Raw genomic sequence first — 21,717 nt, 5'->3', positions numbered from 1 at the left:
TCCGCGGCACTCTGCAACCGCCCGCCGCATCGGTCTAGGCTGCCCCCGACAACCCAGGGGACATCGGCATGAGCGAGGCAGTGGCGGAGCGCCTGGTGGCGCGCAAGGACGAGATCCTGGAACGGCTGAAGGCGCTGCTGCGCCTGCCGAGCGTCAGCACCGACCCGGCCTATGCCGAGGGCATGAAGGCGACGCGGGACTTCCTCCTGGCGCGGCTGCGCGAGGCGGGGCTGACCGATGTGCGGCTGCTCGATGGCGGCGGACAGCCGGCGGTGACCGGCGCCTGGATGGGCGCGCCCGGCAAGCCGACGCTGATCGTCTACGGCCATTACGACGTGCAGCCGCCCGATCCGCTGGACCTGTGGCAGAGCCCGCCCTTCGAGCCGACGATCCGCGACGGGCGGCTCTACGCGCGCGGGGCGTCGGACGTGAAGGGCTCGACACTGATCGCGGTCGAGACGGTCGCCGCCTTCATCGAGGCCGGCGGCTGCCCGGTGAACATCCGCTTCTTCCTGGAAGGCGAGGAGGAGACGGGCAGCCCATCCCTCCGCACGCTCATCGAGCGGCACCGGGACGCGCTCAAGGCCGATGCGGTGCTCTCGGCCGATGGCGGGCGGGCCAGCACGACTCTGCCCACGGTCAATGTCGGCTCGCGCGGGCTGACCAAGCTGCAGGTCGCGCTGCGCACCGCGTCGAAGGACATGCATTCGGGGCGCTACGGCGGCGCGGTGCGCAATGCGAACCACGAGCTCGCGCGCCTGATCGCGACGCTGCACGACGATCACGGCCGCATCGCCGTGCCGGGCTTCCTGGACGACGTCGCGCCGGTCGGCCCGCGGGAGCGCGCCGACGCCGCCGCGCTGGCGATGAACGAGGCCGAGTTCTACGGCGCGATCGGCGCCGCGCCCTATGGCGACCCGGATCTCGGGCTGCGCGAGCGCATCACCCTGATGCCGACCATCGAGGTCAACGGCATGTGGGGTGGCTACACCGGCGCCGGCAGCAAGACCGTGCTGCCCTGCGAGGCGCATGCGAAGTTCACCATGCGCCTCGGCCCCGGGCAGGACCCCGCGCGGGTGCAGAGGCTGCTGCGGGACCATCTGCTGGCCAGGGCCCCGGCCGGCGTGGCGCTGGACTTCACGGAACAGGATGCCGGGTCGCCCGCCTTCACGCTGCGGGAGGGCCACCCGCTGCTCGCCGCCGCGGAGCGCGTGATCGAACGCACCACCGGCCGTGCCCCGGTGCGCGCGCGCATCGGCGGCACGCTGCCGATCACCGCGATCTTCCAGGAGATGCTCGGCCTCGACACGCTGATGTTCGGCTACGCCATGCCGGATGAGGACGTCCATGCGCCGAACGAGTTCTTCCGCCTGTCCTCGCTGGAGGAAGGCCTGCGCGGCTGGCCGCTGCTGCTGAGCGAACTCGGCAAGGTGCCGCCCGAGGCATTCCGGAGTTAGAGCAGATCCCGATCAGGTGGAATCACCTGATCGGGTGAAGATGCTCAAAAAAACAAAGGCCTGGAGCGGTGTTCGTGAGTCGGGGCGAACGAAAATCTCTCTAGGCCGCCAGCGCATCCACGAAGGTGTTGCAGTAGCGGGCGGAGGTCACCTCGAACACCGCCTTGCGCAGCACGGCATGGCGGGCCTGCCGTTCCTCGAGCGGCATCTCGAGCGCCGCTTGCATGGCCTCCGCGATCTCGTCCGGGTCGTAGGGGTTGACCAGCAGCGCCTCGGTCAGTTCCTCCGCCGCCCCGGCGAAGCGCGAGAGGATCAGCACGCCCGGATCGGCCGGGTCCTGCGCGGCAACGAATTCCTTCGCCACCAGGTTCATCCCGTCCCGCAGCGGCGTGACCAGGCCGATGCGCGCGATGCGGAACAGCCCCGCGAGCTTCGTCCGCGCCACGGTCTGCGTCATGTAGCGCAGCGGCACCCAGTCGAACTGAGAGAAGCGGCCGTTGATGTCCCCCGCGAGCCGGTCCAGTTCGCGGCGCAGCGTCTGGTATTCCTCCACATCCTCCCGCGACCGGGCGGCGATCTGCAGCAGGGAGACACGCCGCTGCTGGTTGGGGAAGCGCGCGAGCAGCCGCGCGAATCCCTCGAAGCGGTTGGGCAGGCCCTTGGAATAGTCGAGACGCTCTGCGCTGATGGCCAGCGCGCGCCCGACCAGGCTTTCCCGCATGCGCTGGATATAGGCCGTGCCGGCCGACCGCGCCGCCATCCGCGCAAAGCCCGCCGCATCGATGCCGATCGGGTTGGCGATGGCACGCACGCGGCGGCCGTCGGTCAGCACCTCCTCCCCTTCCACGGTGAAGCCGGTGAAGCGGCGCGCGCAGTCGAGGAAATCCGCAAGATGCGTTCGCGTCTGAAAGCCGACCACGTCATAGGCGCAGAGCGCGCGCAGCAGGTCGCGCGCCGGCGGCAGCGCCTCCAGCACCGAGGCCGGCACGAAGGGGATGTGCAGGAAGAACCCGATCCGCCCGGCAAAGCCGCGCGCCCGCAGCGCGGCGGCGAACGGGATCAGGTGGTAGTCGTGTACCCAGACCATGTCGTCCGGCCGCAGCATCGGCATCAGCGCATCTGCGAAGGCGGCGTTGACCGCAAGATAGCCGTCGAAATCCTCGCGCGTGTAGCGCATCAGCCCCAATCGGAAATGCAGCAGCGGCCAGAGCGCGGAGTTCGCGAAGCCGACATAGAAGCGGTCGTAGTCCTCCGCGCCGAGGTCGAGTGTGGCGTAGGTCACGCCGCCGCCCTCGACGAAGCGCGGCTTGGTCGCGGTGCGCTCCATGACGCGCCCGGACCAGCCGAACCACAGAGTGCCGGGCGCCACGAAGGATTGCAGCGCGACCGCGAGGCCGCCCGCGCTCGCCGCCCCCTTGGTCCTGGGCAGCGGGACGCGGTTGGAGACGACTACGAGGCGCGCCACAGGCCTTCCTCCCAGGTCCGGGAAAGGCGCATGGCGGACAGGATCAGTCCCACCTGCGAATAGGTCTGCGGGAAGTTGCCCCACAGCGCGCCGGTCGCCGGGTGCACGTCCTCCGACAGCAGGCCGACATGGTTGCGCCAGGACAGGGCGCGCTCGAACAGGGCGCGCGCTTCGTCCTTGCGGCCGACGCGCGCCAGCGCGTCGATGTACCAGAAGGTGCAGACCAGGAAGCCGACCTCGGGCGTGCCGAAATCATCCGCGTGGTCGTAGCGCAGGACGATGCCGTCGCGGACCAGGCGCTTTTCCAGCACCTCGACCGTGCGCAGGAAGAGCGGGTCGGTCGCGCGGATGAGCCCGAATTCCGGCAGCAGGAAGGTGGAGGCGTCGGCGATCGGCGTGCCGTCCAGGGCACCGGAGATCCAGCCCTCCCCCGGCACGGTCGCGGCATCCAGGATGCGGGTGCGCAGCGCGGCGGCACGCCGGTCCCAGTCGTGCGCTTCCTCCGTGTGGCCGAGATGCTGCGCGATGGCGCCGAGCCGATCGAGCGCGGCCCAGCACATCGCCGCCGAATAGGTGTGCGGCACCGCGCGGCCGCGATACTCCCAGAGCCCGGCATCGGGCTCGAAGGCCGCGCGTTCCGCTTGGCCACCGATCGCGGCGAGCTGGCGATAGAGCGCGAGATTGCCGGTGCGCGCCAGCCGCTGGTCATGGAACATCTGCGCCGCGGTCAGCACGATGGCGCCGTAGCCGTCGTTCTGCACCTGGGAGACGGCGGCATTGCCGACCCGCACCGGCCCATCGCCGCGGAAGCCCGGCAGCGCGCCAGCGATTCTCTCATCCACCGACGTGCCCGGCGCGATCGGAAACAATGGCGGAATCGGCCCCGGCGACCCGTCAGGCACCGCATCCATGATGAAGCGCAGGAAGCCTTCCATGGTGCGCGTCGCGTTCAGGCGGTTCAGCGCGCCGACGGTGAAGAAGGAATCGCGCAGCCAGCTGAAGCGGTAGTCCCAGCAGCGGCCGCTGCCCGGCGCCTCGGGGATGGAGGTGGTGAGCGCGGCGACGATGCCGCCCGTATCCTCGAAGGAACAGAGCTTCAGGGTGATGGCGGCTCGGATCACCGCTTCCTGCCAGTCGAAAGGCAGGTTCAGGCCGCGCACCCAGTCGAGCCAATACGCCTCGGTCTCCGCCAGCACGGTGCGGGCGACGGTATCGGGCGCCTCCGGCAGGCTTTCGTCGGTGCCGAGCACCAGGCTGACCGGGCGGTCGAGACCGAATTCCGCCTCCCCCGTCACGTAGGAAAGCGGCGCATCGGTGGTCAGCCGCAATACCGTGTCCGCGCCGACGTAGCGGATGTGGTTGCTGCCGATGCTGGTCCGCCCCGTATCCGCGCCGTAGTCGAAGGAAGGGCGGATGCGCAGGCGGATGCGCGGCCGGCCGGAGACGGGCTCGATGCGCCGCACCAGCATGGGCGGGCGATAGATGCGCCCGAATCGGCGGAAGCGCGGCGCGACATCCAGCACGCGCACGCCGCCGCCGTCCGCGTCGGTCAGCAGCGTCTCGACCACGGCGGTGTTGCGAAGGTAGCGCTGCCGGGCCTGCACCTGGTCGCGCAGCAGCACGTCCATGAAGCCATGCGACGGGTCGCTGCCGCCGAGCAGCGCGTTGAACACGGGCTCCCCGTCCAGGCGCGGGAAGCAGAACCATTCGTGTCGCGCCGAGGCGGAAATCAGGGAGGCGACGGCGCAATTGCCGATGACGGCGTAATCAAGGTTGGGCATGCGCGTTCCCCTGCGACAGGCGCGCAAGCGCGCGGGCGATCCAGGCACGGACCTCGGCTGGTCCGCAGCGGAAGTCACGGCCGACATACAGGCCAAGCCCGCCGAGGCGTCGCGCGGCAGCCATGCCGTCCTCGTCGGTCACGTCGTCGCCGACGAAGACCGGGCGGCGGCCGTGAAAGGGGGCGGAGCGCATCAGCGCCTCCACGGCACGGGCCTTGGTGGCGCCGCGGGGGCGGATCTCGAAGGCCATGTGGGCAGGCAGAAGGGCGAAGTGCTCGGCATGGCCGGCGAGCAGCGATTCGAGCGCGGCGCGCGCATCGGCGGCCCGCTCGGGGACGGCACGGTAGTGCAGCGCCAAGCCGTGCGGCTTGCGTTCGAGGATCACGCCGGGCCAGGCGGCGGCCTCCCGTTCCAACCGCACGCCCCAATCGGCGGGCAGCGCCGGGAAGGCGTCCGTGCCGCCGGTGCGGCCGGCAGCGTCGCGCAGTTCCGCCCCATGGCCGAAGCCGCCGGCAGGGGTGAGCGGGGCGAGCAGGCCATCGACCGTAGCCCGCGCGCGGCCGGTCACGATGGCCAGCGCGCCGTCGAGGCACGCCTCAAGCCCGGAGAGGGATTCGATCAGGCCGGGTGGCACACGGACGGCGTCCGGCGTGGGCGCGATGTCGAGAAGGGTGCCGTCGAGATCGAGGAAGAGCGCCCAGCCGGCCTCGATCTCGGGAACACAGAGGGAAGTCACCCGTATTAGGTAGGACGATCACGACGGAAATGCACCCCGGTAACACTTCGTGAGGTCGGTACGGCGGGGTGAACGTCATGCGTCGGGGTCGGCCGCGGCGCGCGGTCGCGCCTATGATCGCCGCATCATGGAGATGGAGGATCCCGCATGACCGAGCGGCTGTCGGCGCGCCTCCAGGCGATCGTGGACGCCCTGCCGCTACGCCCGGGGTTGCGCGTGCTCGAGATCGGCTGCGGCCCTGGCGCGGCGGCGAGGGCGATCGCAAGGCGCGTCGGGTCGGGGCATGTCCTCGGGATCGACCGTTCCGGAGCGGCGATCACCCTGGCGCGGGAGACCTGCCGCGATGAGGTCGCCGCAGGGCGGTTGAGCTTCCGGCAGGTCGCGGTGGAGGCGTTCAGCCTCGACCCCGGTGAGGCGCCGTACGACATCGCGGTGGCGATTCGCGTCGGTGCCCTCGACGGGCGGCATCCGGAGGCCGGACGAAAGGCCCTGCCCCGCATCGCCGCCGCGCTCGGGCCGGATGGGCGATTATTCACCGATGGCGGCACGCCGCTGCGGGAGGTCGCGCTGGATGCCTGGCGCGAAGGCCCGCACCAAGTACGGGCGCGCGTAGGCCAACCCTGAGATTTCTGTGGCTTCCACGGATGAATGGCGCGCCCGGGAAGATTCGAACTCCCAACCCCCAGATCCGTAGTCTGGTGCTCTGTCCAGTTGAGCTACGGGCGCGGACGCTGCGGGTGGAACGGTGGAGTGGCGCGCCCGAAAGGATTCGAACCTCTGACCCCCAGATTCGTAGTCTGGTGCTCTATCCAGCTGAGCTACGGGCGCCCTTGCCGCCACCGCGGCGAGGCCGGGGAAATAGCGGAGGCCGCGGTGGGGCGCAACCCCTCCTCCGCAGGAACGGACCAGCATCCGCAATCCCGCCCGCCGGAAGCGCGATCCAGGGCCTTCACACGCCGGCCGCGCTCACCGCGACCCCCGCCGCAGCCAGCAACAGCGCGACCCCGAGCGGCGCCGCCAGCCGCCGGCCCCAGCGGCTGTTCTTCTCCAGCGCCATCACCGCCCCGAGCGCCAGCATCCAGCCGAGGCTGCCCGTGCCGACCACGAACATCAGCAGCATGAGCAGCCAGCAGCAGCCGACGCAGTAGGCGCCGTGCGCGAATCCGATACCGAGGCTCTCGCGCGCGGGCCGCTGCCCTTTCCATCGTGCCAGCACGAAGGGGAGCGGCGAACGGCACCCGTCGAGGCATCGGTATTTGAGCCGCGAGAACTGGAAAAGCCCCGCGGCACCGAGGATGCCGGCCCCGATCGCCCAGCCGTTGAAGGTCAGCCACAGCGAGGCCCGCGCCGCTTCGAGCAGGAGCATGCCGAGCAGATGCGCCGCGATGCCGAAGCCGAACCAGGCCCCGAGATAGCCCGCGAAGAGCAGCGCAAGGAGTCGCCCGCCATCCCGCCGGCTCCGCGTCATGCGTCGGAACACCATCACGAGCGGCAGTGTCGTCGGCAGCATCATCGCCGCCGTCATCAGCACCCACCCGCCGGCATAGAGCAGCGCAGGGCCGATGACCTCCCCGGCCGGCAGGGCGCTGCACAGGCCTGCGGCGAGACCAAGCCGGGTCCAGTCGTGGCGCAGATACTCCGCGAAGGGCGACAGATCCCAGGCGCCCAGGGCCACCCAGGCCAGCAGGACCGTGCCGCCGAAGAGCGGCACGAACCATCGGTCGTGCGGCGTCAGCCCGCCCGATGCACCGGCATGCGGCATCGCCCGCCCGCCATCGCGCGGTCAGTGCCGCATCTCGAAAAAGCCCTGGATGGCATTGTGCCCCCGCAGGTCGAGGTCGATGCCGAGCTCGGGCTGCTTCAGCCGGAATTCCGACGCCTTGCCGACGAAGGCCGGCGAACCGGGAATGGTCGAGAAGATGCTCTCGACAAGGCGGGTCGGTTCGCCGGTCGGGCCGCGATAGGGCTCCATTTCCGCATGCACGGCGTCGCCGATCTTCAGCGTCCCCTTCCCTTCCTTCACGTCGAAGGTGAACTTCGCGCGGCGGGCACCGACCTCCTCGCCCACCAGGCCGGCGAGGTCCGCTATCGGGCCGCCCGCCTCGCCCCTGAAGACCTTGAGCAGGGCCGCTTCCTGGGCGCCGTTCGCGCGATCGTCCACATAGCGGACCACCCGCCACTTCCCGGCGAGGACATTCCCCGGAATGAAGACCGCAAGCCCGAAGTTGAGACCCGAGACGTCCACGCCGTCGATCTCGCCCTTCTCGATGTGGTAGGCGAGCGAGGAACGACAGGTCCCGTTGTCCGGGTCCTCGCCGATCCAGCAGGGGCAAAGGGTGTTGCAGTCGCAGACCTCGAGCAGTTCACCCTTGAGACTGTAGCCCATGGTGCTCCCTCCCTCTGGCACGGCCACGCCCTGGGGCGATGGGCCGACGGCAAATTGCTCGCAAGTGCCTGGCGTCGAACCACGCGACGCAAAACGGGACCGGAAGAACGGCGTTGATTCAATTTGATGCCGACACGTCCGGCTGTCACGCGGAATCCGACGCGCGCGCTGGCCGATCGGCGCGGACCCTACCCCTCGGTGAAATGGGCGCCGGGGCGCATCAACAAAGCGGACACCGGACGCGCCCCGAGCGGGAATGCCGTCGGGGCCGCCGGTCGGGAAGGGGCGACTATGCGCCCCCTCCAGGGTTCAGGCGGAGAGCTTGTCGAGTTCGCGCACCACGGCCTCGCCCATCACGGTCGTGCCGACGCGGGCCATGCCGGGCTGCATGATGTCCGCCGTGCGCAGGCCGCCGGCGAGCACCTTGCCCACCGCCTGCTCGACCAGGGCCGCGTCTTCCTCCATGCCGAAGGACCAGCGCAGCAGCATGGCGAAGGAGAGGATCTGCGCGAGCGGGTTCGCGATTCCCTTGCCCGCGATGTCGGGCGCGGAGCCGTGGATCGGCTCGTAGAGCGCGTGGCGCTTGCCGGTGGTGGGGTCCACCGCGCCGAGCGTCGCGGAGGGCAGCATGCCGAGCGAGCCCGTCAGCGCCGCCGCCAGGTCCGACAGCACGTCGCCGAACAGGTTGTTGCCGAGGATGACGTCGAACTGCTTCGGGCGGCTGCAAAGCTGCATCGCGCAGTTGTCGGCGTACATGTTCTCGAGCTGCACGTCCGCGTATTCGGCCTTGTGGATCTCGCCGACGACGGCGCGCCACAGGCGGCCGGACTGCATGACGTTCGCCTTCTCGACGGATGTCACCTTGCCGCGGCGCTTGCGCGCCAGGTCGAAGGCGACGCGTGCGACGCGGGCGATCTCGTCCTCATGGTAGACGTCGGTGTCGAAGCCGCGGCGCTTGCCGTCGGGCAGCGTCTCGACGCCGCGCGGCTCACCGAAATAGACGCCGCCCGTCGATTCGCGGACGACCATGATGTCCACGCCGCGCACGATGTCCGGCTTCAGCGAGGAAGCGTCCACCAGCGGGTCCATCACCAGCGCCGGGCGCAGGTTCGCGAAGAGGCCGAGGTCCTTGCGCAGGCGCAGGATGCCGAGCTCGGGACGCTGCTCGAAGGGCAGGCTGTCCCACTTCGGGCCGCCGACGGAGCCGAACAGCACCGCATCAGCCGACTTCGCCTTGGCGACGGTCGCATCGGAGCAGGGCGTGCCCTCGACGTCGATCGCCGAGCCGCCGACCAGGCCTTCATCGATCTCGAAGGTCACGGCGCGGCGGCGGTCCATCCAGTCGATGACACGACGGACTTCGCGCACCACCTCGGGGCCGATCCCGTCGCCGGGCAGGATGAGAAGTTTCTTGTTGGACGGCATCTCTCGGGACGTCTCCTGGAAGTCAGGGGAGGCGCCCCGGGAGGGCACCACCCGGGGGTGAGTCAGGTCAGGCGTAGAGCCAGGGCTGGGCGGCCTTCTGCTTCGCCTCGAAGGAATCGATGGCGGGCGCGTGCTGCATCGTCTGGCCGATGTCGTCGAGGCCGTTCAGCAGCAGGTGCCGACGCAGCGGGTCGATCTTGAAGGCGATCTCCTGCCCGTTCGGGCGCACCACCACTTCGCGCTCGAGGTCGACGGTGATACGGGCATTGGCGCCGAGCTTCGCGTCTTCCATCAGTTGCGCGCAGACTTCCTTCGGAAGCCGCACCGGCAGGACGCCGTTCTTGAAGCAGTTGTTGTGGAAGATGTCGGCGAAGTCCGGCGCGATGACGCAGCGGATGCCGAAGTCGAGCAGCGCCCAGGGCGCGTGCTCACGCGAGGAGCCGCAGCCGAAATTCTCGAAGGCGATGAGGACCTCGGCCTTGCGGTAGGGTTCCTGGTTCAGGACGAAATCCGGGTTCTCCGAGCCGTCTTCCTTGTAGCGGAAGTTGGCGAAGAGGTTCTTCCCGAAGCCGAGGCGCGAGATCGACTTCAGGAAGCGCGCCGGGATGATCTGGTCCGTGTCGACATTCGCCTTCGGAAGCGGCGCGGCGATGCCGGTCAGCGTCGTGAAGGCCTGCATCACACGGTCTCCTTCGGCTGATAGTCGCGGACATCGGCGAGGTGGCCCGCCACCGCGGCGGCGGCGGCCATGGCCGGGGACAGCAGATGGGTGCGCCCGCCGGGGCCCTGGCGGCCTTCGAAGTTGCGGTTGGACGTGCTGGCCGAACGCTGGCCCGGCGTGAGCTTGTCCGGGTTCATGCCGAGGCACATGGAGCACCCGGCCTCGCGCCACTCGAAGCCCGCTTCGCGCAGGACGCGGTCAAGGCCTTCGGCCTCCGCCTGCTTCTTCACCAGGCCCGAGCCAGGCACGACCATGGCGCGCACGCCGTCGGCGACCTTGCGGCCCTTGGCGATGGCCGCGGCGGCGCGGATGTCCTCGATGCGCGAATTGGTGCAGGAGCCGATGAAGACGACGTCCACCTTCAGGTCCTGCAGCCGCTGGCCCGGCGTCAGGCCCATGTACTGGACCATGCGCTCCATCTGCGTGCGCTTCGCCTCGTCGGCCACGTCCGCGGGGTTCGGCACCACGCCGGTGATCGGCAGCACGGCCTCGGGGTTCGTGCCCCAGGTGACCTGCGGGGCGATGGCATGGGCATCGAGGCGCAGTTCAGTGTCGAAATGCGCCGCGGCGTCGGACGGCAGCGTCTTCCACCACTCCATTGCGCGCGCCAGCGCGGCACCCTTCGGCCCATTCGGCGTCTTCGCGATATAGTCGTAGGTGGTCTGGTCGGGGGCCACCATGCCGGCGCGCGCGCCGCCCTCGATCGACATGTTGCAGACCGTCATGCGGCCGGCCATGTCGAGGGCACGGATCGCATCGCCCGCATATTCGATGACGTGGCCCGTGCCGCCCGCCGTGCCGATCCTGCCGATGATGGCCAGCACGATGTCCTTCGCGCTGCAACCGAAGGCCAGGTTGCCGTCCACGCTGATGCGCATGTTCTTGGCCGGCTTCTGCAGCAGCGTCTGGGTGGCGAGCACGTGCTCGACCTCCGACGTGCCGATGCCGAAGGCCAGCGCGCCCATCGCGCCATGCGTCGAGGTGTGGCTGTCGCCGCAGACGATCGTCATGCCCGGCAGAGACCGGCCGAGTTCCGGACCGATCACGTGCACGATGCCCTGCCGCTCATCGAGCAGCGGGATCAGCGGCATGCCGAACTCGGCGGCGTTCTTCTCGAGCGTCTCGACCTGCAGCCGGCTCTCGGGATCGACGATGCCCGTGTAGCGGGAAGCGTCGGTCGCGATGTTGTGGTCGATCACGCCGAGCGTCGCCTCGGGGCGGCGGATCTTGCGGCCAGCCGCCCGCAGGCCGTCGAAGGCCTGCGGCGTCGTCACTTCATGGGTGAGATGGAGGTCGATGTAGAGCAGCGCCGTGCCGTCCGGGAGCGTCTCGACGACGTGGGCATCCCAGATCTTGTCGAACAAAGTGCGCGGCTTCTGCGCTGACATCGCTTTCTCCCGGTAGATCAGTCCAGGGCGCCGCGCGGTCCGCGGCGCCCCTTATATGGTTAGCCTTCGGTCGTGGCGGCAGGCTTCGCCGCTTCCGCCTTCACGCCCAGCTTCTCGGCGATGCGCGCCGACTTACCGGTGCGGCCACGCAGGTAGTACAGCTTCGCGCGGCGCACCTTGCCGCGGCGGACCACCTGGATCTCGGCCACGTTCGGGGAATAGAGCGGGAAGACGCGCTCCACGCCCTCGCCGTAGGAGAGCTTGCGCACCGTGAAGTTGCTCTGCACGCCCTTGTTGCTGCGCGCGATCACCACGCCCTCATAGGCCTGGGTGCGGACGCGCTCGCCTTCCTGCACCTTCACCATCACGCGGACGGTGTCGCCCGGGGCGAAGTCCGGCGTGGCGCGGGCGGCGGTGAGGCGAGACAGCTGCTCGGCCTCGAACTGCTCCAGAAGGTTCATGACAATGTCCTTTCCTTGAGTCCTTTAGGCGGCGGCGGGGTGGCCGTCCATGCCCCCAGCCCCGCATTGTTTCGCTTCGTGCCGCGCCCAGAGGTCGGGCCGGCGCTCCTTCGTGATCCGCTCGCTCTCCGCCCGCCGCCAGCGCGCGATCTCGGCGTGGTGACCGGAGAGCAGTACGTCCGGGATGGCTCGGCCCTTCCATTCGGCCGGGCGGGTGTAGTGCGGGTATTCCAGCAGCCCTTCGGCGCCGTGGCTTTCCTCCGCGGCGCTGTCCGCGGCACCCATGACGCCCGGCAGCAGCCGCACGCAGGCATCGAGCAGCACCAGCGCCGCCGTCTCGCCCCCGCTCAGCACGTAGTCGCCGATCGAGACCTCGACCATGCCGCGCGCCTCGATGACGCGCTGGTCGATGCCTTCGTAGCGGCCGCAGAGCAGGACGCAGCCCGGTCCCTCGGCCAGCGACCGGACCATGGCCTGGTCCAGCAGCCGCCCGCGCGGCGTCAGGTAGACCAGCGGACGGGCGTCGCCTTCCGGCATCACGCCCCCGATGGCCGTGTCGAGCACGTCCGGGCGCATCACCATCCCTGCCCCGCCGCCGGCCGGCGTGTCGTCCACCGTGCGGTGGCGGTCGGTGGCGAAGGACCGGATGTCGTGCGTGTCGATGGACCACCGGCCGTCGCGCAGCGCACGCCCCGCGAGCGACAGGCCGAGTGGGCCAGGAAACATCTCCGGGAAAAGCGTGAGAACGGAGGCGCGCCAAGTCATGCGGCGTCCTCCTCCCCAGGCTGCGGGGCGACGTTCGTCCCGTGCGGCGGGGCCGTGCTCGTCCCGCGCGGCGGGGCCGCGACGATCTCCCCCGGAGGCACCACGGTGATGCGGCCGCCGGCGATGTCCACCACCGGCACCACGGCCTTCGTGAAGGGCAGCAGGTGCTCGCGCGCCCCGCCATGCACGATCAGGAAGGCGCCGGCGCCGTGGTCCTCCACCGCGCGGACCGTGCCGAGGCTCTCCCCGCCCTCCGTCACGGCCGCGAGGCCGATCAGGTCGGTCAGGTAGAACTCCTCCTCCTCCGCCGCCGGCAGCCGGTCGCGCTCGACATAGAGCTTCGTCCCGGTCAGGCGCTGCGCCGCGTCGCGGTCGGCGACACCCTCAACGGCGGCGATGTCGCCACCCTTGAGCGTGATCGCGAAGCGCCGCGTGCCGGATTCGTCGGTCAGCGGGGAAAAGGCGGCGATGGCGGCCGGATCCTCGGTGAAGGCACGCAGGCGCACGAGGCCGCGCACGCCATGCGGCCTGCCGATCTCGCCCACCAATACGCGCTTCACCGCCACGTCACGTCACCCGGTTCGCGGAATGCTTCAGCCCGCCGCGGCGGCCGCGGCGCGCTCCTGCGCCTTCTTCTTCGGCGCGGACTGCTTCGGCTGCTCGGCGAACACCGGCATCGGCGCGAGGCCGGCCTTGCCGAGGAACTTCGCCACGCGATCGGTCGCCACCGCGCCCTGGCTGAGCCAGTGGGTGATGCGCTCGTTCTTCAGGCGGATGCGCTCGGCGTGCTCGGCCGGCAGCATCGGGTTGTAGGAGCCCACGGCCTCGATGAAGCGGCCGTCGCGCGGCGAACGGCTGTCGGCCACCACGATGTGGTAGTAGGGGCGCTTCTTCGCACCGGCGCGGGCGAGGCGGATCTTGAGGCCCATGAGGCTTCCTTTCGTCTTTCGTCTCTAGAATGGTCGCTTGTTTCCGGCCCCGGGGAGCAACGCGGCGAGCCCGCCACGCATCAGCCCCTTCTGGCCGAGCTTGTTCATCCGCTTCATCATCGCGGACATGTCGTCGAACTGCTTGAGCAGCTTGTTCACTTCCTGAACCGAAGTCCCGGACCCGGCGGCGATGCGCTTCTTGCGCGACGCCTTGATCACATCCGGGAAACGCCGCTCCTTCGCCGTCATCGAGCCGATGATCGCGGCCTGACGCTTCAGGATCGAGGTATCCAGGTTCGCGTCGTTCAACTGCTGCTTGATCTTGCCGACACCCGGCAGCATCCCGAGGATGCCCTGCAGGCTGCCCATCTTGCCGATCTGCTTGAGCTGGGCCGCGTAGTCTTCCAGCGTGAACTTGCCCTTCTGCATCCGGGCCGCGAGCTTCTCGGCCTCGGCCTGGTCGATCGTCGCCGCGGCCTTCTCGACCAGGGAGACGATGTCGCCCATGCCGAGGATGCGCGAGGCGATGCGGTCCGGATGGAAGTCCTCGAGCGCGTCGAGCTTCTCGCCCGCGCCCAGCAGCTTGATCGGCGCGCCGGTGACCGCGCGCATGGACAGCGCGGCACCGCCGCGCGCATCGCCGTCGATGCGCGTCATGACGATGCCGGTGACGCCGACCTTGTCCTGGAAGGCGCGGGCCGTGTTCACCGCGTCCTGGCCGGTCATGGCGTCCACGACCAGCAGCGTCTCGTGCGGGTTGGTGGCGAGCTTGACCTGCGCCACCTCCTCCATCAGCGCCTCGTCGATGGCGAGGCGGCCGGCGGTGTCGAGGATGACGACGTCGTAGAGTTCGCGCCGGCCGACATCCATCGCGCGGGCGGCGATCTGGATCGGCGTCTGGCCCGGCACGATCGGCAGGGAGGTGACTTCCGCCTGCTGCGCCAGGGTCTGCAACTGCAACTGCGCCGCCGGGCGATGCACGTCGAGCGAGGCGAGCAGGACCTTCTTGCGGTCCTTGGTCCGCAGCCGCAGCGCGATCTTGCCCGAGGTGGTCGTCTTGCCCGAGCCCTGCAGGCCGACCATCAGGATCGGCACCGGGGACGGCGCGTTCAGGTCGATGCCGCGCTTGCCGTCATCGCCCTCGCCGCCGCCGAGCGCTTCGACGAGCGCATCGTTGACGATCTTGACGACCTGCTGCGCGGGGGAGACGGAGCGCAGCACCTCCTGCCCCACCGCGCGCTCGCGGACCTTGTTGACCAGGTCGCGGACCACCGGGAGCGCGACGTCGGCCTCCAGCAGCGCGACGCGGACCTCGCGCAGCGCCTCGGTGACGTCGGCCTCCGACAGCGCGCCGCGGCGGCGCAGCCGATCGAAGACCCCGTTCAGCTTGCTGGACAATGCCTCGAACATCGGGCGGCCAGTTCAGTCCTTCAAAGCGTTGCGGTTGCCCCAAAAGGCTTTGCGCCGCTGCGCGAGTCTTCGCGGAGCGGCGGAGCCCAGCCCATGAGTGGCCGGACCAACGGTTCAGGGCGAACCGAGGAGCAGGCGTTTAGGCTTATGCTCCCCCGGAGGTCAAGCTCGGGCCAAAGCTACAGTCGGCGATCCGACGTCGGCGGATGCCACTCGATAAATCTCGCAATATCACAACGTTCCAAGGCAGCGATAACGTAACCAGATACCCGTCAGCATTCGGCGCTGGTGTGTATTGATGGATCTCGCGTGGAGGCGCCATCCGTCCAGATAGCTCCAATTCCAACCCATCGTTCCCGAGCGAGGCCCGCAATCTCAACGACAATAGCGTCCTCGTATCGAATATATCGTATCCAACCACTATAACTTCGCCAACGAAGGCCGCATCCCACGCCACATCAACATAACTGACGCGCCTCAATAATGACTTTATCAAATATGACCCAATAACATTAAAGAAGAATTCCGGCACGTCTCTCAGTCGAGTATCGCGTGGCTCACGAAAGAAGCCATCCCGATCACGAATGACTCTGCTTCCTGGCCTGCACCCCAAAGAATACTTGCTCAATGACAGCAGGAATATTTCAGCCTCAGAGGTCGCGATCGGCGAGCGCCGGGGCGTAAAAACCGCTTCCGATCCTGCGGTCAGGCCCATGTGCCCCCGCACCACCAAGTAACCGTGGTCGGTGATCTGAAGACCTCCGCCTCTCACGCTTCCCATTTCCTTGGCGGTGTTGCGACTTGCCACCAACGGCGGGCACGGATGAGCCCGAACCACCCTTTTGCCATTGCTGCGGCGACCGGGATGCAGAGCTTCGCCGTCAACCGGCCGGTCGGTGGCAGGCTACCTTCAAACGGTCCGACGGTGTTCCCGATCACCTCTCCAAGCGTTCCCGACATCACGAGCCAAAGCCCTTCCGAAGCCGTCCCGCCGGAGACTTCAAGCGACTCGACGAGCTGCGAGATCGGTCCGGGCTCCTGCGGCCCCCAGCCGTCCAGTGGCAGCCATCCCGGCCCGCGCGGGGGCGGCACCTTCGGAGGTTGCCACGAGTCCCATTCTGCGCAGAACCGATTCCACATGGCGCCAGCCGGCTGGCGTAGCGAAAGAAAGGGCTCATCGGTGAATGTCGGCAACTCTTCCAGCGTCTCGCGGGTAATCGCCCAAATGCGAAGACGGGGCGCAAGATCGGCTGCCGAAAAGAGGCCGTCATCGAGTTGTCGCGGGTCAGCGACCGGATGGATGTCGAGATAGCCACGATCATCGAAGTTAACCGCGAGCGTGTCATGCGGCGGCAAGACAAGCTGCGGTTCGTCAAATCGTGAAGATCGCGCGACCGAAATTGTGCCGGCGACATAGGCTTCGCCGAATTCGGCGCCGATCCGCACGTCACGCAAATACATGGCCCGACTGCACCGTTACCTCACGAAGTATGGTGGAAGGCAGCAGTCCTGACAAGGATTGGCCGGCGGTCCAACCCGAACCGGAGGCGGGGCGCTCAGGCCGCCGGCGGCATAGGATCAGGCTTCGAGCGCTCTTCCTTCAACCTCTCCCGGCCGCTTCGGAACCAGAAGAAGGCCGGAATGGCGACTGCGGAGAGAGCGAGGGTTCCAAGACCCTCAAGCCAGTCGCCGCGGGCCAATTGGCCGCACCCGGCCATCGGGCCAAACAGAGCAAACAGGCCTGCCAACCCCATCGGCACCAGCAATTTGCTGCGGCGGACAGCAAGATCGTCGCGGAGCGCAGCCTCGTCGCCTGCGCCCCACGCAGCCGCATCGACCATGACCGGGCCAGACTTGGCAGGGGCGACGCCTTCGGCCTGATTGGGTTCAGAACCTCGAGCGTCAGCCATTCCGGGCCTACTTCGGCGCCAGCACCATGATCATCTGCCGGTTCTCCATCCGCGGGAACTGCTCGACCTTGGTGGTTTCGATCAGCTCGTTGCGGATTCGCTCCAGCACCTTCGCGCCAAGATCCTGGTGCGCCATCTCGCGGCCACGGAACCGCAGCGTCACCTTCACCTTGTCGCCTTCCGAGATGAAGGTCTTCATCTGGCGCATCTTCACATCGTAGTCGTGGTCGTCGATGTTCGGACGGACCTTGATTTCCTTGATCTCGACGACCTTCTGCTTCTTCCGCGCCTCGTTCGCCTTCTTCTGCTGCTCGTACTTGTACTTGCCGTAGTCGAGAATCTTGCAGACAGGCGGCACCGCGTTCGGCGAAATCTCCACCAGGTCGAGGCCGACGTCATAGGCGCGGATCAGCGCCTCGCGCGCCGTCATCACGCCCTGCATCTCGCCGTGCTGGTCGATCAGGCGCACCTGGGGAACGCGGATTTCATCATTGATGCGCGGGCCGTCCTTGGTGGGCGGCGTGGCGGGCATGGGACCTCGGGCTATTGTCGTCTCCTGTCAAAGTTTCAGAGCAGCGTGACGCGCTTTATGCGGCGGCGGTCACATCACCGCAACTGGATAGACGCCTCCCGCGCCCCTCAAAGGACCGGGAGATGCGCCGCCGTCACGCCGAAGCCCTGAGATCGGGTGCCGTCCCCTCCGCCACAAGCCGGGCGATGGCCTCGGCGAGCGGCAGGGTTTCCTGCTCCCGCCCCGGCAGGCGGCGCAGCACAAGGCTGCGCTCCTCCGCCTCCCGCCGCCCGACCACGGCCAGCACCGGCACGCGCTGGTCGATGTGGTCCACCACCTTGCGGTTGATCTTCTCATTCCGCAGATCCAGCGAAACCGCGACCCCGGCCTTCTGCAAGGCGGCTGCCGCCTCGCGCGCGAACCCGGCCGCCTCGTCCACGATGGTCGCCACCACCACCTGCACCGGCGCGAGCCAGAGCGGGAAACGCCCGGCATGCTGCTCGATCAGGATACCGAGGAAGCGCTCGAAGGACCCCAGGATGGCCCGGTGCAGCATGACCGGCCGCTTCCGGGACCCGTCCTCGGCCACGTATTCGGCGTCGAGCCGCTCCGGCAGCACGAAGTCCACCTGCAAGGTGCCGCACTGCCAGTCGCGGCCTATGGCATCGCGCAGGACGAATTCCAGCTTCGGGCCGTAGAAGGCGCCCTCCCCCGGGTTCAGCTCGTATTCCACGCCGGCGATCCGGCAGGCTTCCTTGAGCGCGCCCTCCGCCTGGTCCCAGACCTCGTCGGTGCCGGCGCGCCGCGCCGGGCGGTCGGAGAACTTCACGCGGAACTCGGTGAAGCCGAAGTCGCGGTAGATCGACGACAGCAGTTCGACGAAGCGCACCGTCTCGTCGGCAATCTGGTCTTCCGAGCAGAAGATGTGCGCGTCGTCCTGGGTGAAGGCGCGCACGCGCATGATGCCGTGCAGCGCGCCGCTCGGTTCATAGCGGTGGCACGACCCGAATTCCGCCATGCGCAGCGGCAGCTCGCGATACGACCGCAGCCCCTGGTTGAAGATCTGCACGTGGCAGGGGCAGTTCATCGGCTTCAGCGCGAGGATGCGGTCCTTCTCGCCCTCGTCCTCCACCGTCGCGATGAACATGTTCTCGCGGAACTTCTCCCAGTGGCCGGAGGCCTCCCAGAGCTTGCGGTCCACCAGCTGCGGGGTCTTCACCTCCTGGTAGTCGGCGATGTCGAGGCGTCGGCGCACGTAGCCCTCGACCGTGCGGTAGAGCCGCCAGCCCTTCGGGTGCCAGAAGACCGAGCCGACCGCCTCCTCCTGGAGGTGGAACAACCCCATCTCCTTGCCGATCTTGCGGTGGTCGCGCTTCTCCGCCTCCTCCAACTGGTGGAGGTAGGCGTCGAGTTCCTTCTGGTCGCGCCAGGCCGTGCCGTAGATGCGGCTCAGCATCGCGTTGCGGTGGTCGCCGCGCCAGTAGGCACCGGCCACCTTCATGAGCTTGAAGGCGGTGCCGACATCGCCCGTGCCGCGCATGTGCGGGCCACGGCAGAGGTCCACCCAGTCGCCCTGCCTGTAGAGCGTGATGGTCTCGCCCTTCGGCAGCGCCTCGATCAGCTCGACCTTGTAGCGCTCGCCCTTGTCCGAGAAGAGCGCGATGGCCTCATGCCGGGTGGTGACGATGCGCTCGAAGCCCGCGTTGCGGGCCACGATCTCGCGCATCTTCGCCTCGATGGCGGCGAAGTCCTCCGGGGTGAAGGGCTCGTTGCGGGCGAAGTCGTAATAGAAGCCGTTCTCGATCGACGGGCCGATCGTGACCTGGGTGCCGGGGTAGAGGTCCTGCACCGCCTCCGCCAGCACATGGGCGGCGTCGTGGCGGATCAGTTCCAGCGCCTCGGGATCCTTGCGCGTGATGAAGCGCACCGACGCGTCGGACTCGATGGTCCGCGCCAGGTCCTGGATGGCGCCATCCACCTGCATGGCCAGCGCGGCCTTGGCCAGGCCGGGGCCGATCGCGGCCGCGACCTGCGTGCCCGTCACCGGTCCGTCGAAGGACCGGACGGAACCATCAGGCAGGGTAATCGCGGGCATCGCGGGCTGATCCTCGGTGCGGCAGGAGGTTGGGGGGCCGGAAATTGCGGTTGGGGGCCCGGCGCGTCAAGGCGAGAGCATGCAGACCACGGCTTCCGCCGCCGCGTGCCTGCCGCCGCGCGTGCGCCCCGTCGTCCTAACCCCCACCGTTCCGCAGCGCCGCGACGGCCTCGAGGACCTCTGCGACATCGAGCGTGCCGAGCGTCCTGCTGCGCAATACGACCACCGAGGCCCCGCGCGGCGCGCAGAGCGCCGGGTCGCTGTCCTCCCCAAAGAGAGCCAGCGTCGGGCAGCCGCAGGCGGCGACGAGGTGCGTCGGCCCGGTGTCGTTGCCGACGCAGGCCGCCGCCCGCCGGGCCAGGGCCGCGATATCGGCGAAGCCGGTCTTCCCGGTCAGGTCCACCGTCGCCGGAGCGGCGGCGCGGATGGTCGCGGCAAGCGGCGCCTCCGCCGGCCCGCCGATCACCACCGCCGGCAGATCGAGCAGCGCGGCGAGCGCCGCGAATCGCTCCGCCGGCCAGCGCTTGGCCGGCCGGCCCGGCGAGGCGCCGGGCACCAGCAGCGCGAAGCGCCCCGGCAAGCCGAAGCGCGAGAGGTCGGCATCGAGCCAGGACACGTCCGGGTCGGGGAATTCCCGGATGCCGGCCATCTCGAGCTGCTCCCGCTGCCGCTCGGCGGTGTGCATGAAGTCCCGGCGCGGATTCGCATGGGGGTGGGAGCAGCCGGGCGCGATGCCCGACCATTCCGCGCGGCGGCCGACGAACCAGCGATAGCGGGAGGATCGCGAGGAAGTCTGCAGGTCATAGACCCGGTCGAAACGCGCCGCCCGCAGCCGTCGCGCCAGGCGAAGCACAGCGGGGATATCCGTCCAATCGGGGCGTCCGTCCTCCCACACCTCGTCGAACCAGGGCGACATGCGGGCCAACGGCGCATAGGGCTTCGTCGTCAGAAGTGTGACGCGCGCGCCGGGGTGGTGGGCGCGGATCGCGGCGAAGGGCCCGAAGGCCTGGGCGAAATCCCCGAGCGCGGCGAGCTTGATGACCAGCACGCGCATCACAGCACTTCCCGATAGACCGCGAGCGTCGCCGCCTGCATCCGCGCCGTGGTGTAGCCCGCCAGCACCGCCGCCCGCGCCTGCGCGCCGATGGCGGCCCTCGCCTCGGCCGGCATGGCCAGCACGCGGCCGATCGCCGCGGCGAGCGCCATCGGGTCGCCGGGCCGTACGCGCCAGCCGGTCACGCCGTGCTCCACGGTCTCCGTCGGGCCGCCGAGGTCGCTCGCCACCACGCAGCGTTCCATTGCCTGGGCCTCGATCACCGTGCGGCCGAAGGCCTCGGCATCGGTCGAGGCGTGGACCACCACATCCGCCAGCAGCAGCGCGGCGGGCACGTCCTCGGCATGGCCGACCAGGCGCACGCGGTCCCCGAGCCCGAGCGCCGCGATGCGCGCGACGAGTTCCTCCCGGAATGCCGCCTTGGCGCCGGCATCGCCGACCAGCAGCGCGATCGCCTCACCTGGCAGCCGCGCCATCGCCTCCACCAGCACGCCCTGCCCTTTCCAGCGCGTGACGCGGCCGGGCAGCATCACCACCGGCCTGCCCTCCGGCGCGCCCCAGGCGGCGCGCAACGCCGCCACGCGGGCCGGGAAGACGCGCGAAGGGTCGAAGACCCGCTCGTCCACGCCGCGCGGAATGATCCGCAGTCGATCCTCGCCCACGCCATGCCGCTGCCGGACCAGGTCCGCGATGAAGCGGCTGATGGCGATCACCCGGTCGCCCCGCGCCATGACCGAGTTGTAGAGCCGCTTGCCCGGAAAGCCTTCGTTGTAGGTGCCGTGGTAGGTGGTGACGAAGCGCGCGCCGGTGCGCCGCGCCGCGAGCAGCGCCGACCAGGCGGGGGCACGGGACCTGGCGTGGAGCACGCCGATCGCCTCGGCGCGGACCAGTTCCGCGAGCGCGGCGGCATTGCGCCAGATGCCGGGCGGCGACTTGGTGTCGAGCGGCAGCGTGACATGGCGCGCGCCGAGCGCCTCGAGCGCCGGCACCAGCGGCCCGCCGGCCGAAGCCACGAAGGCGCGCATCCCGGCGGCGACCTGCGCCTCCGCGATCTCGAGCGTGCCGCGTTCCACGCCGCCCGAGACGAGCGAGGGCACGATCTGCAGCACGGCGGGCGTCGTGGTGCGGGGGGTCACGGTCCTATGAACGGTTTCATGATGCGAGGGGGCGGCGTCCCGTCCCGGTGGCATCGGGTCTTGCGCCGAAGCGGATGCCCGCGCAAG

General features: G+C 69.3%; 21 protein-coding genes and 2 tRNA genes. 2 read left to right on the top strand and 21 right to left on the bottom strand.

Annotated features, from left to right (window positions below; genetic code table 11):
- The first annotated feature begins 68 nt into the window (after positions 1-68).
- On the top strand, positions 69-1,457 hold the full coding sequence (locus GXW76_RS03500; protein WP_211860598.1) for a dipeptidase: 1,389 nt from the start codon (positions 69-71) through the stop codon (positions 1,455-1,457).
- A 100-nt stretch (positions 1,458-1,557) separates the two neighbouring features.
- On the opposite strand, the gene GXW76_RS03495 is transcribed toward GXW76_RS03500, so the two are convergent.
- Genes GXW76_RS03495 through otsB form a run of 3 tightly spaced genes read right to left on the bottom strand, consistent with a single transcriptional unit; the run spans position 1,558 to position 5,439 of the window.
- Positions 1,558-2,922, bottom strand: a complete 1,365-nt coding sequence (locus GXW76_RS03495; protein WP_211860597.1) for an alpha,alpha-trehalose-phosphate synthase (UDP-forming) — start codon at positions 2,920-2,922, stop codon at positions 1,558-1,560.
- On the bottom strand, positions 2,907-4,703 hold the full coding sequence (locus tag GXW76_RS03490; RefSeq protein WP_211860596.1) for a glycoside hydrolase family 15 protein: 1,797 nt from the start codon (positions 4,701-4,703) through the stop codon (positions 2,907-2,909). Before GXW76_RS03490 ends, GXW76_RS03495 begins: the two co-directional genes overlap by 16 nt.
- Complete coding sequence (otsB, locus tag GXW76_RS03485; RefSeq protein ID WP_338150879.1) at positions 4,690-5,439, bottom strand: trehalose-phosphatase; 750 nt, start codon at positions 5,437-5,439, stop codon at positions 4,690-4,692. The genes GXW76_RS03490 and otsB overlap by 14 nt, the downstream gene beginning before the upstream one ends.
- Positions 5,440-5,586: 147 nt before the next feature.
- Here otsB and GXW76_RS03480 point away from each other — a divergent pair, with 147 nt between their 5' ends.
- Positions 5,587-6,063: an SAM-dependent methyltransferase gene (locus tag GXW76_RS03480; protein ID WP_211860595.1), complete on the top strand. Its 477-nt coding sequence runs from the start codon at positions 5,587-5,589 to the stop codon at positions 6,061-6,063.
- Positions 6,064-6,088: 25 nt separating this feature from the next.
- Here the strand turns inward: GXW76_RS03480 and GXW76_RS03475 are convergent.
- From GXW76_RS03475 to GXW76_RS03390, 18 genes are all read right to left on the bottom strand, one after another.
- Positions 6,089-6,165 (bottom strand) — tRNA-Arg (locus GXW76_RS03475).
- Between the two features lie 25 nt (positions 6,166-6,190).
- A tRNA-Arg gene (locus GXW76_RS03470) sits at positions 6,191-6,267 on the bottom strand.
- Positions 6,268-6,388: 121 nt separating this feature from the next.
- The gene (locus GXW76_RS03465; protein ID WP_211860594.1) at positions 6,389-7,201 is read right to left on the bottom strand and encodes a DUF2182 domain-containing protein; all 813 of its coding nucleotides are present in this window, start codon (positions 7,199-7,201) and stop codon (positions 6,389-6,391) included.
- 21 nt (positions 7,202-7,222) lie between these two features.
- Complete coding sequence (locus tag GXW76_RS03460; protein ID WP_211860593.1) at positions 7,223-7,825, bottom strand: DUF1326 domain-containing protein; 603 nt, start codon at positions 7,823-7,825, stop codon at positions 7,223-7,225.
- Positions 7,826-8,134: 309 nt separating this feature from the next.
- Positions 8,135-9,250: a 3-isopropylmalate dehydrogenase gene (leuB, locus tag GXW76_RS03455; RefSeq protein ID WP_211860592.1), complete on the bottom strand. Its 1,116-nt coding sequence runs from the start codon at positions 9,248-9,250 to the stop codon at positions 8,135-8,137.
- Positions 9,251-9,317: 67 nt separating this feature from the next.
- Positions 9,318-9,929 carry a 3-isopropylmalate dehydratase small subunit gene (gene leuD / locus GXW76_RS03450; RefSeq protein WP_211860591.1) on the bottom strand — a complete coding sequence of 204 codons (612 nt, stop codon included), beginning with the start codon at positions 9,927-9,929 and terminating at the stop codon, positions 9,318-9,320.
- Positions 9,929-11,359, bottom strand: a complete 1,431-nt coding sequence (gene leuC / locus GXW76_RS03445) for a 3-isopropylmalate dehydratase large subunit (RefSeq protein WP_211860590.1) — start codon at positions 11,357-11,359, stop codon at positions 9,929-9,931. The genes leuD and leuC overlap by 1 nt, the downstream gene beginning before the upstream one ends.
- A 59-nt stretch (positions 11,360-11,418) precedes the next feature.
- A complete protein-coding gene (rplS, locus tag GXW76_RS03440; protein ID WP_211860589.1) occupies positions 11,419-11,820 on the bottom strand; it encodes a 50S ribosomal protein L19 in 402 nt (133 codons plus the stop codon).
- A 24-nt stretch (positions 11,821-11,844) separates the two neighbouring features.
- Positions 11,845-12,585, bottom strand: a complete 741-nt coding sequence (gene trmD, locus GXW76_RS03435) for a tRNA (guanosine(37)-N1)-methyltransferase TrmD (protein ID WP_211860588.1) — start codon at positions 12,583-12,585, stop codon at positions 11,845-11,847.
- Positions 12,582-13,151 carry a ribosome maturation factor RimM gene (gene rimM / locus GXW76_RS03430; RefSeq protein ID WP_211860587.1) on the bottom strand — a complete coding sequence of 190 codons (570 nt, stop codon included), beginning with the start codon at positions 13,149-13,151 and terminating at the stop codon, positions 12,582-12,584. Before rimM ends, trmD begins: the two co-directional genes overlap by 4 nt.
- Before the next feature lie 27 nt (positions 13,152-13,178).
- Positions 13,179-13,514, bottom strand: a complete 336-nt coding sequence (rpsP, locus tag GXW76_RS03425) for a 30S ribosomal protein S16 (RefSeq protein ID WP_211860586.1) — start codon at positions 13,512-13,514, stop codon at positions 13,179-13,181.
- Positions 13,515-13,538: 24 nt separating this feature from the next.
- Positions 13,539-14,924: a signal recognition particle protein gene (gene ffh, locus GXW76_RS03420; protein WP_211860585.1), complete on the bottom strand. Its 1,386-nt coding sequence runs from the start codon at positions 14,922-14,924 to the stop codon at positions 13,539-13,541.
- A 768-nt stretch (positions 14,925-15,692) separates the two neighbouring features.
- The gene (locus GXW76_RS03415; protein ID WP_211860584.1) at positions 15,693-16,385 is read right to left on the bottom strand and encodes a hypothetical protein; all 693 of its coding nucleotides are present in this window, start codon (positions 16,383-16,385) and stop codon (positions 15,693-15,695) included.
- A 95-nt stretch (positions 16,386-16,480) separates the two neighbouring features.
- A complete protein-coding gene (locus GXW76_RS03410; protein ID WP_211860583.1) occupies positions 16,481-16,834 on the bottom strand; it encodes a hypothetical protein in 354 nt (117 codons plus the stop codon).
- 7 nt (positions 16,835-16,841) lie between these two features.
- Positions 16,842-17,366: a translation initiation factor IF-3 gene (gene infC / locus GXW76_RS03405; RefSeq protein ID WP_211860582.1), complete on the bottom strand. Its 525-nt coding sequence runs from the start codon at positions 17,364-17,366 to the stop codon at positions 16,842-16,844.
- 133 nt (positions 17,367-17,499) lie between these two features.
- The gene (gene thrS / locus GXW76_RS03400) at positions 17,500-19,440 is read right to left on the bottom strand and encodes a threonine--tRNA ligase (protein WP_211860581.1); all 1,941 of its coding nucleotides are present in this window, start codon (positions 19,438-19,440) and stop codon (positions 17,500-17,502) included.
- A 136-nt stretch (positions 19,441-19,576) separates the two neighbouring features.
- On the bottom strand, positions 19,577-20,494 hold the full coding sequence (locus tag GXW76_RS03395) for a glycosyltransferase family 9 protein (RefSeq protein WP_211860580.1): 918 nt from the start codon (positions 20,492-20,494) through the stop codon (positions 19,577-19,579).
- On the bottom strand, positions 20,494-21,630 hold the full coding sequence (locus GXW76_RS03390) for a glycosyltransferase family 4 protein (RefSeq protein ID WP_338150878.1): 1,137 nt from the start codon (positions 21,628-21,630) through the stop codon (positions 20,494-20,496). Before GXW76_RS03390 ends, GXW76_RS03395 begins: the two co-directional genes overlap by 1 nt.
- Positions 21,631-21,717 lie beyond the last annotated feature (87 nt).

The organism is Neoroseomonas soli (assembly GCF_018129065.1).
GTDB lineage: Bacteria > Pseudomonadota > Alphaproteobacteria > Acetobacterales > Acetobacteraceae > Neoroseomonas > Neoroseomonas soli.
Note: the sequence above shows the minus strand (reverse complement) of the source record. Positions and strands in the feature narration are given on the sequence as shown.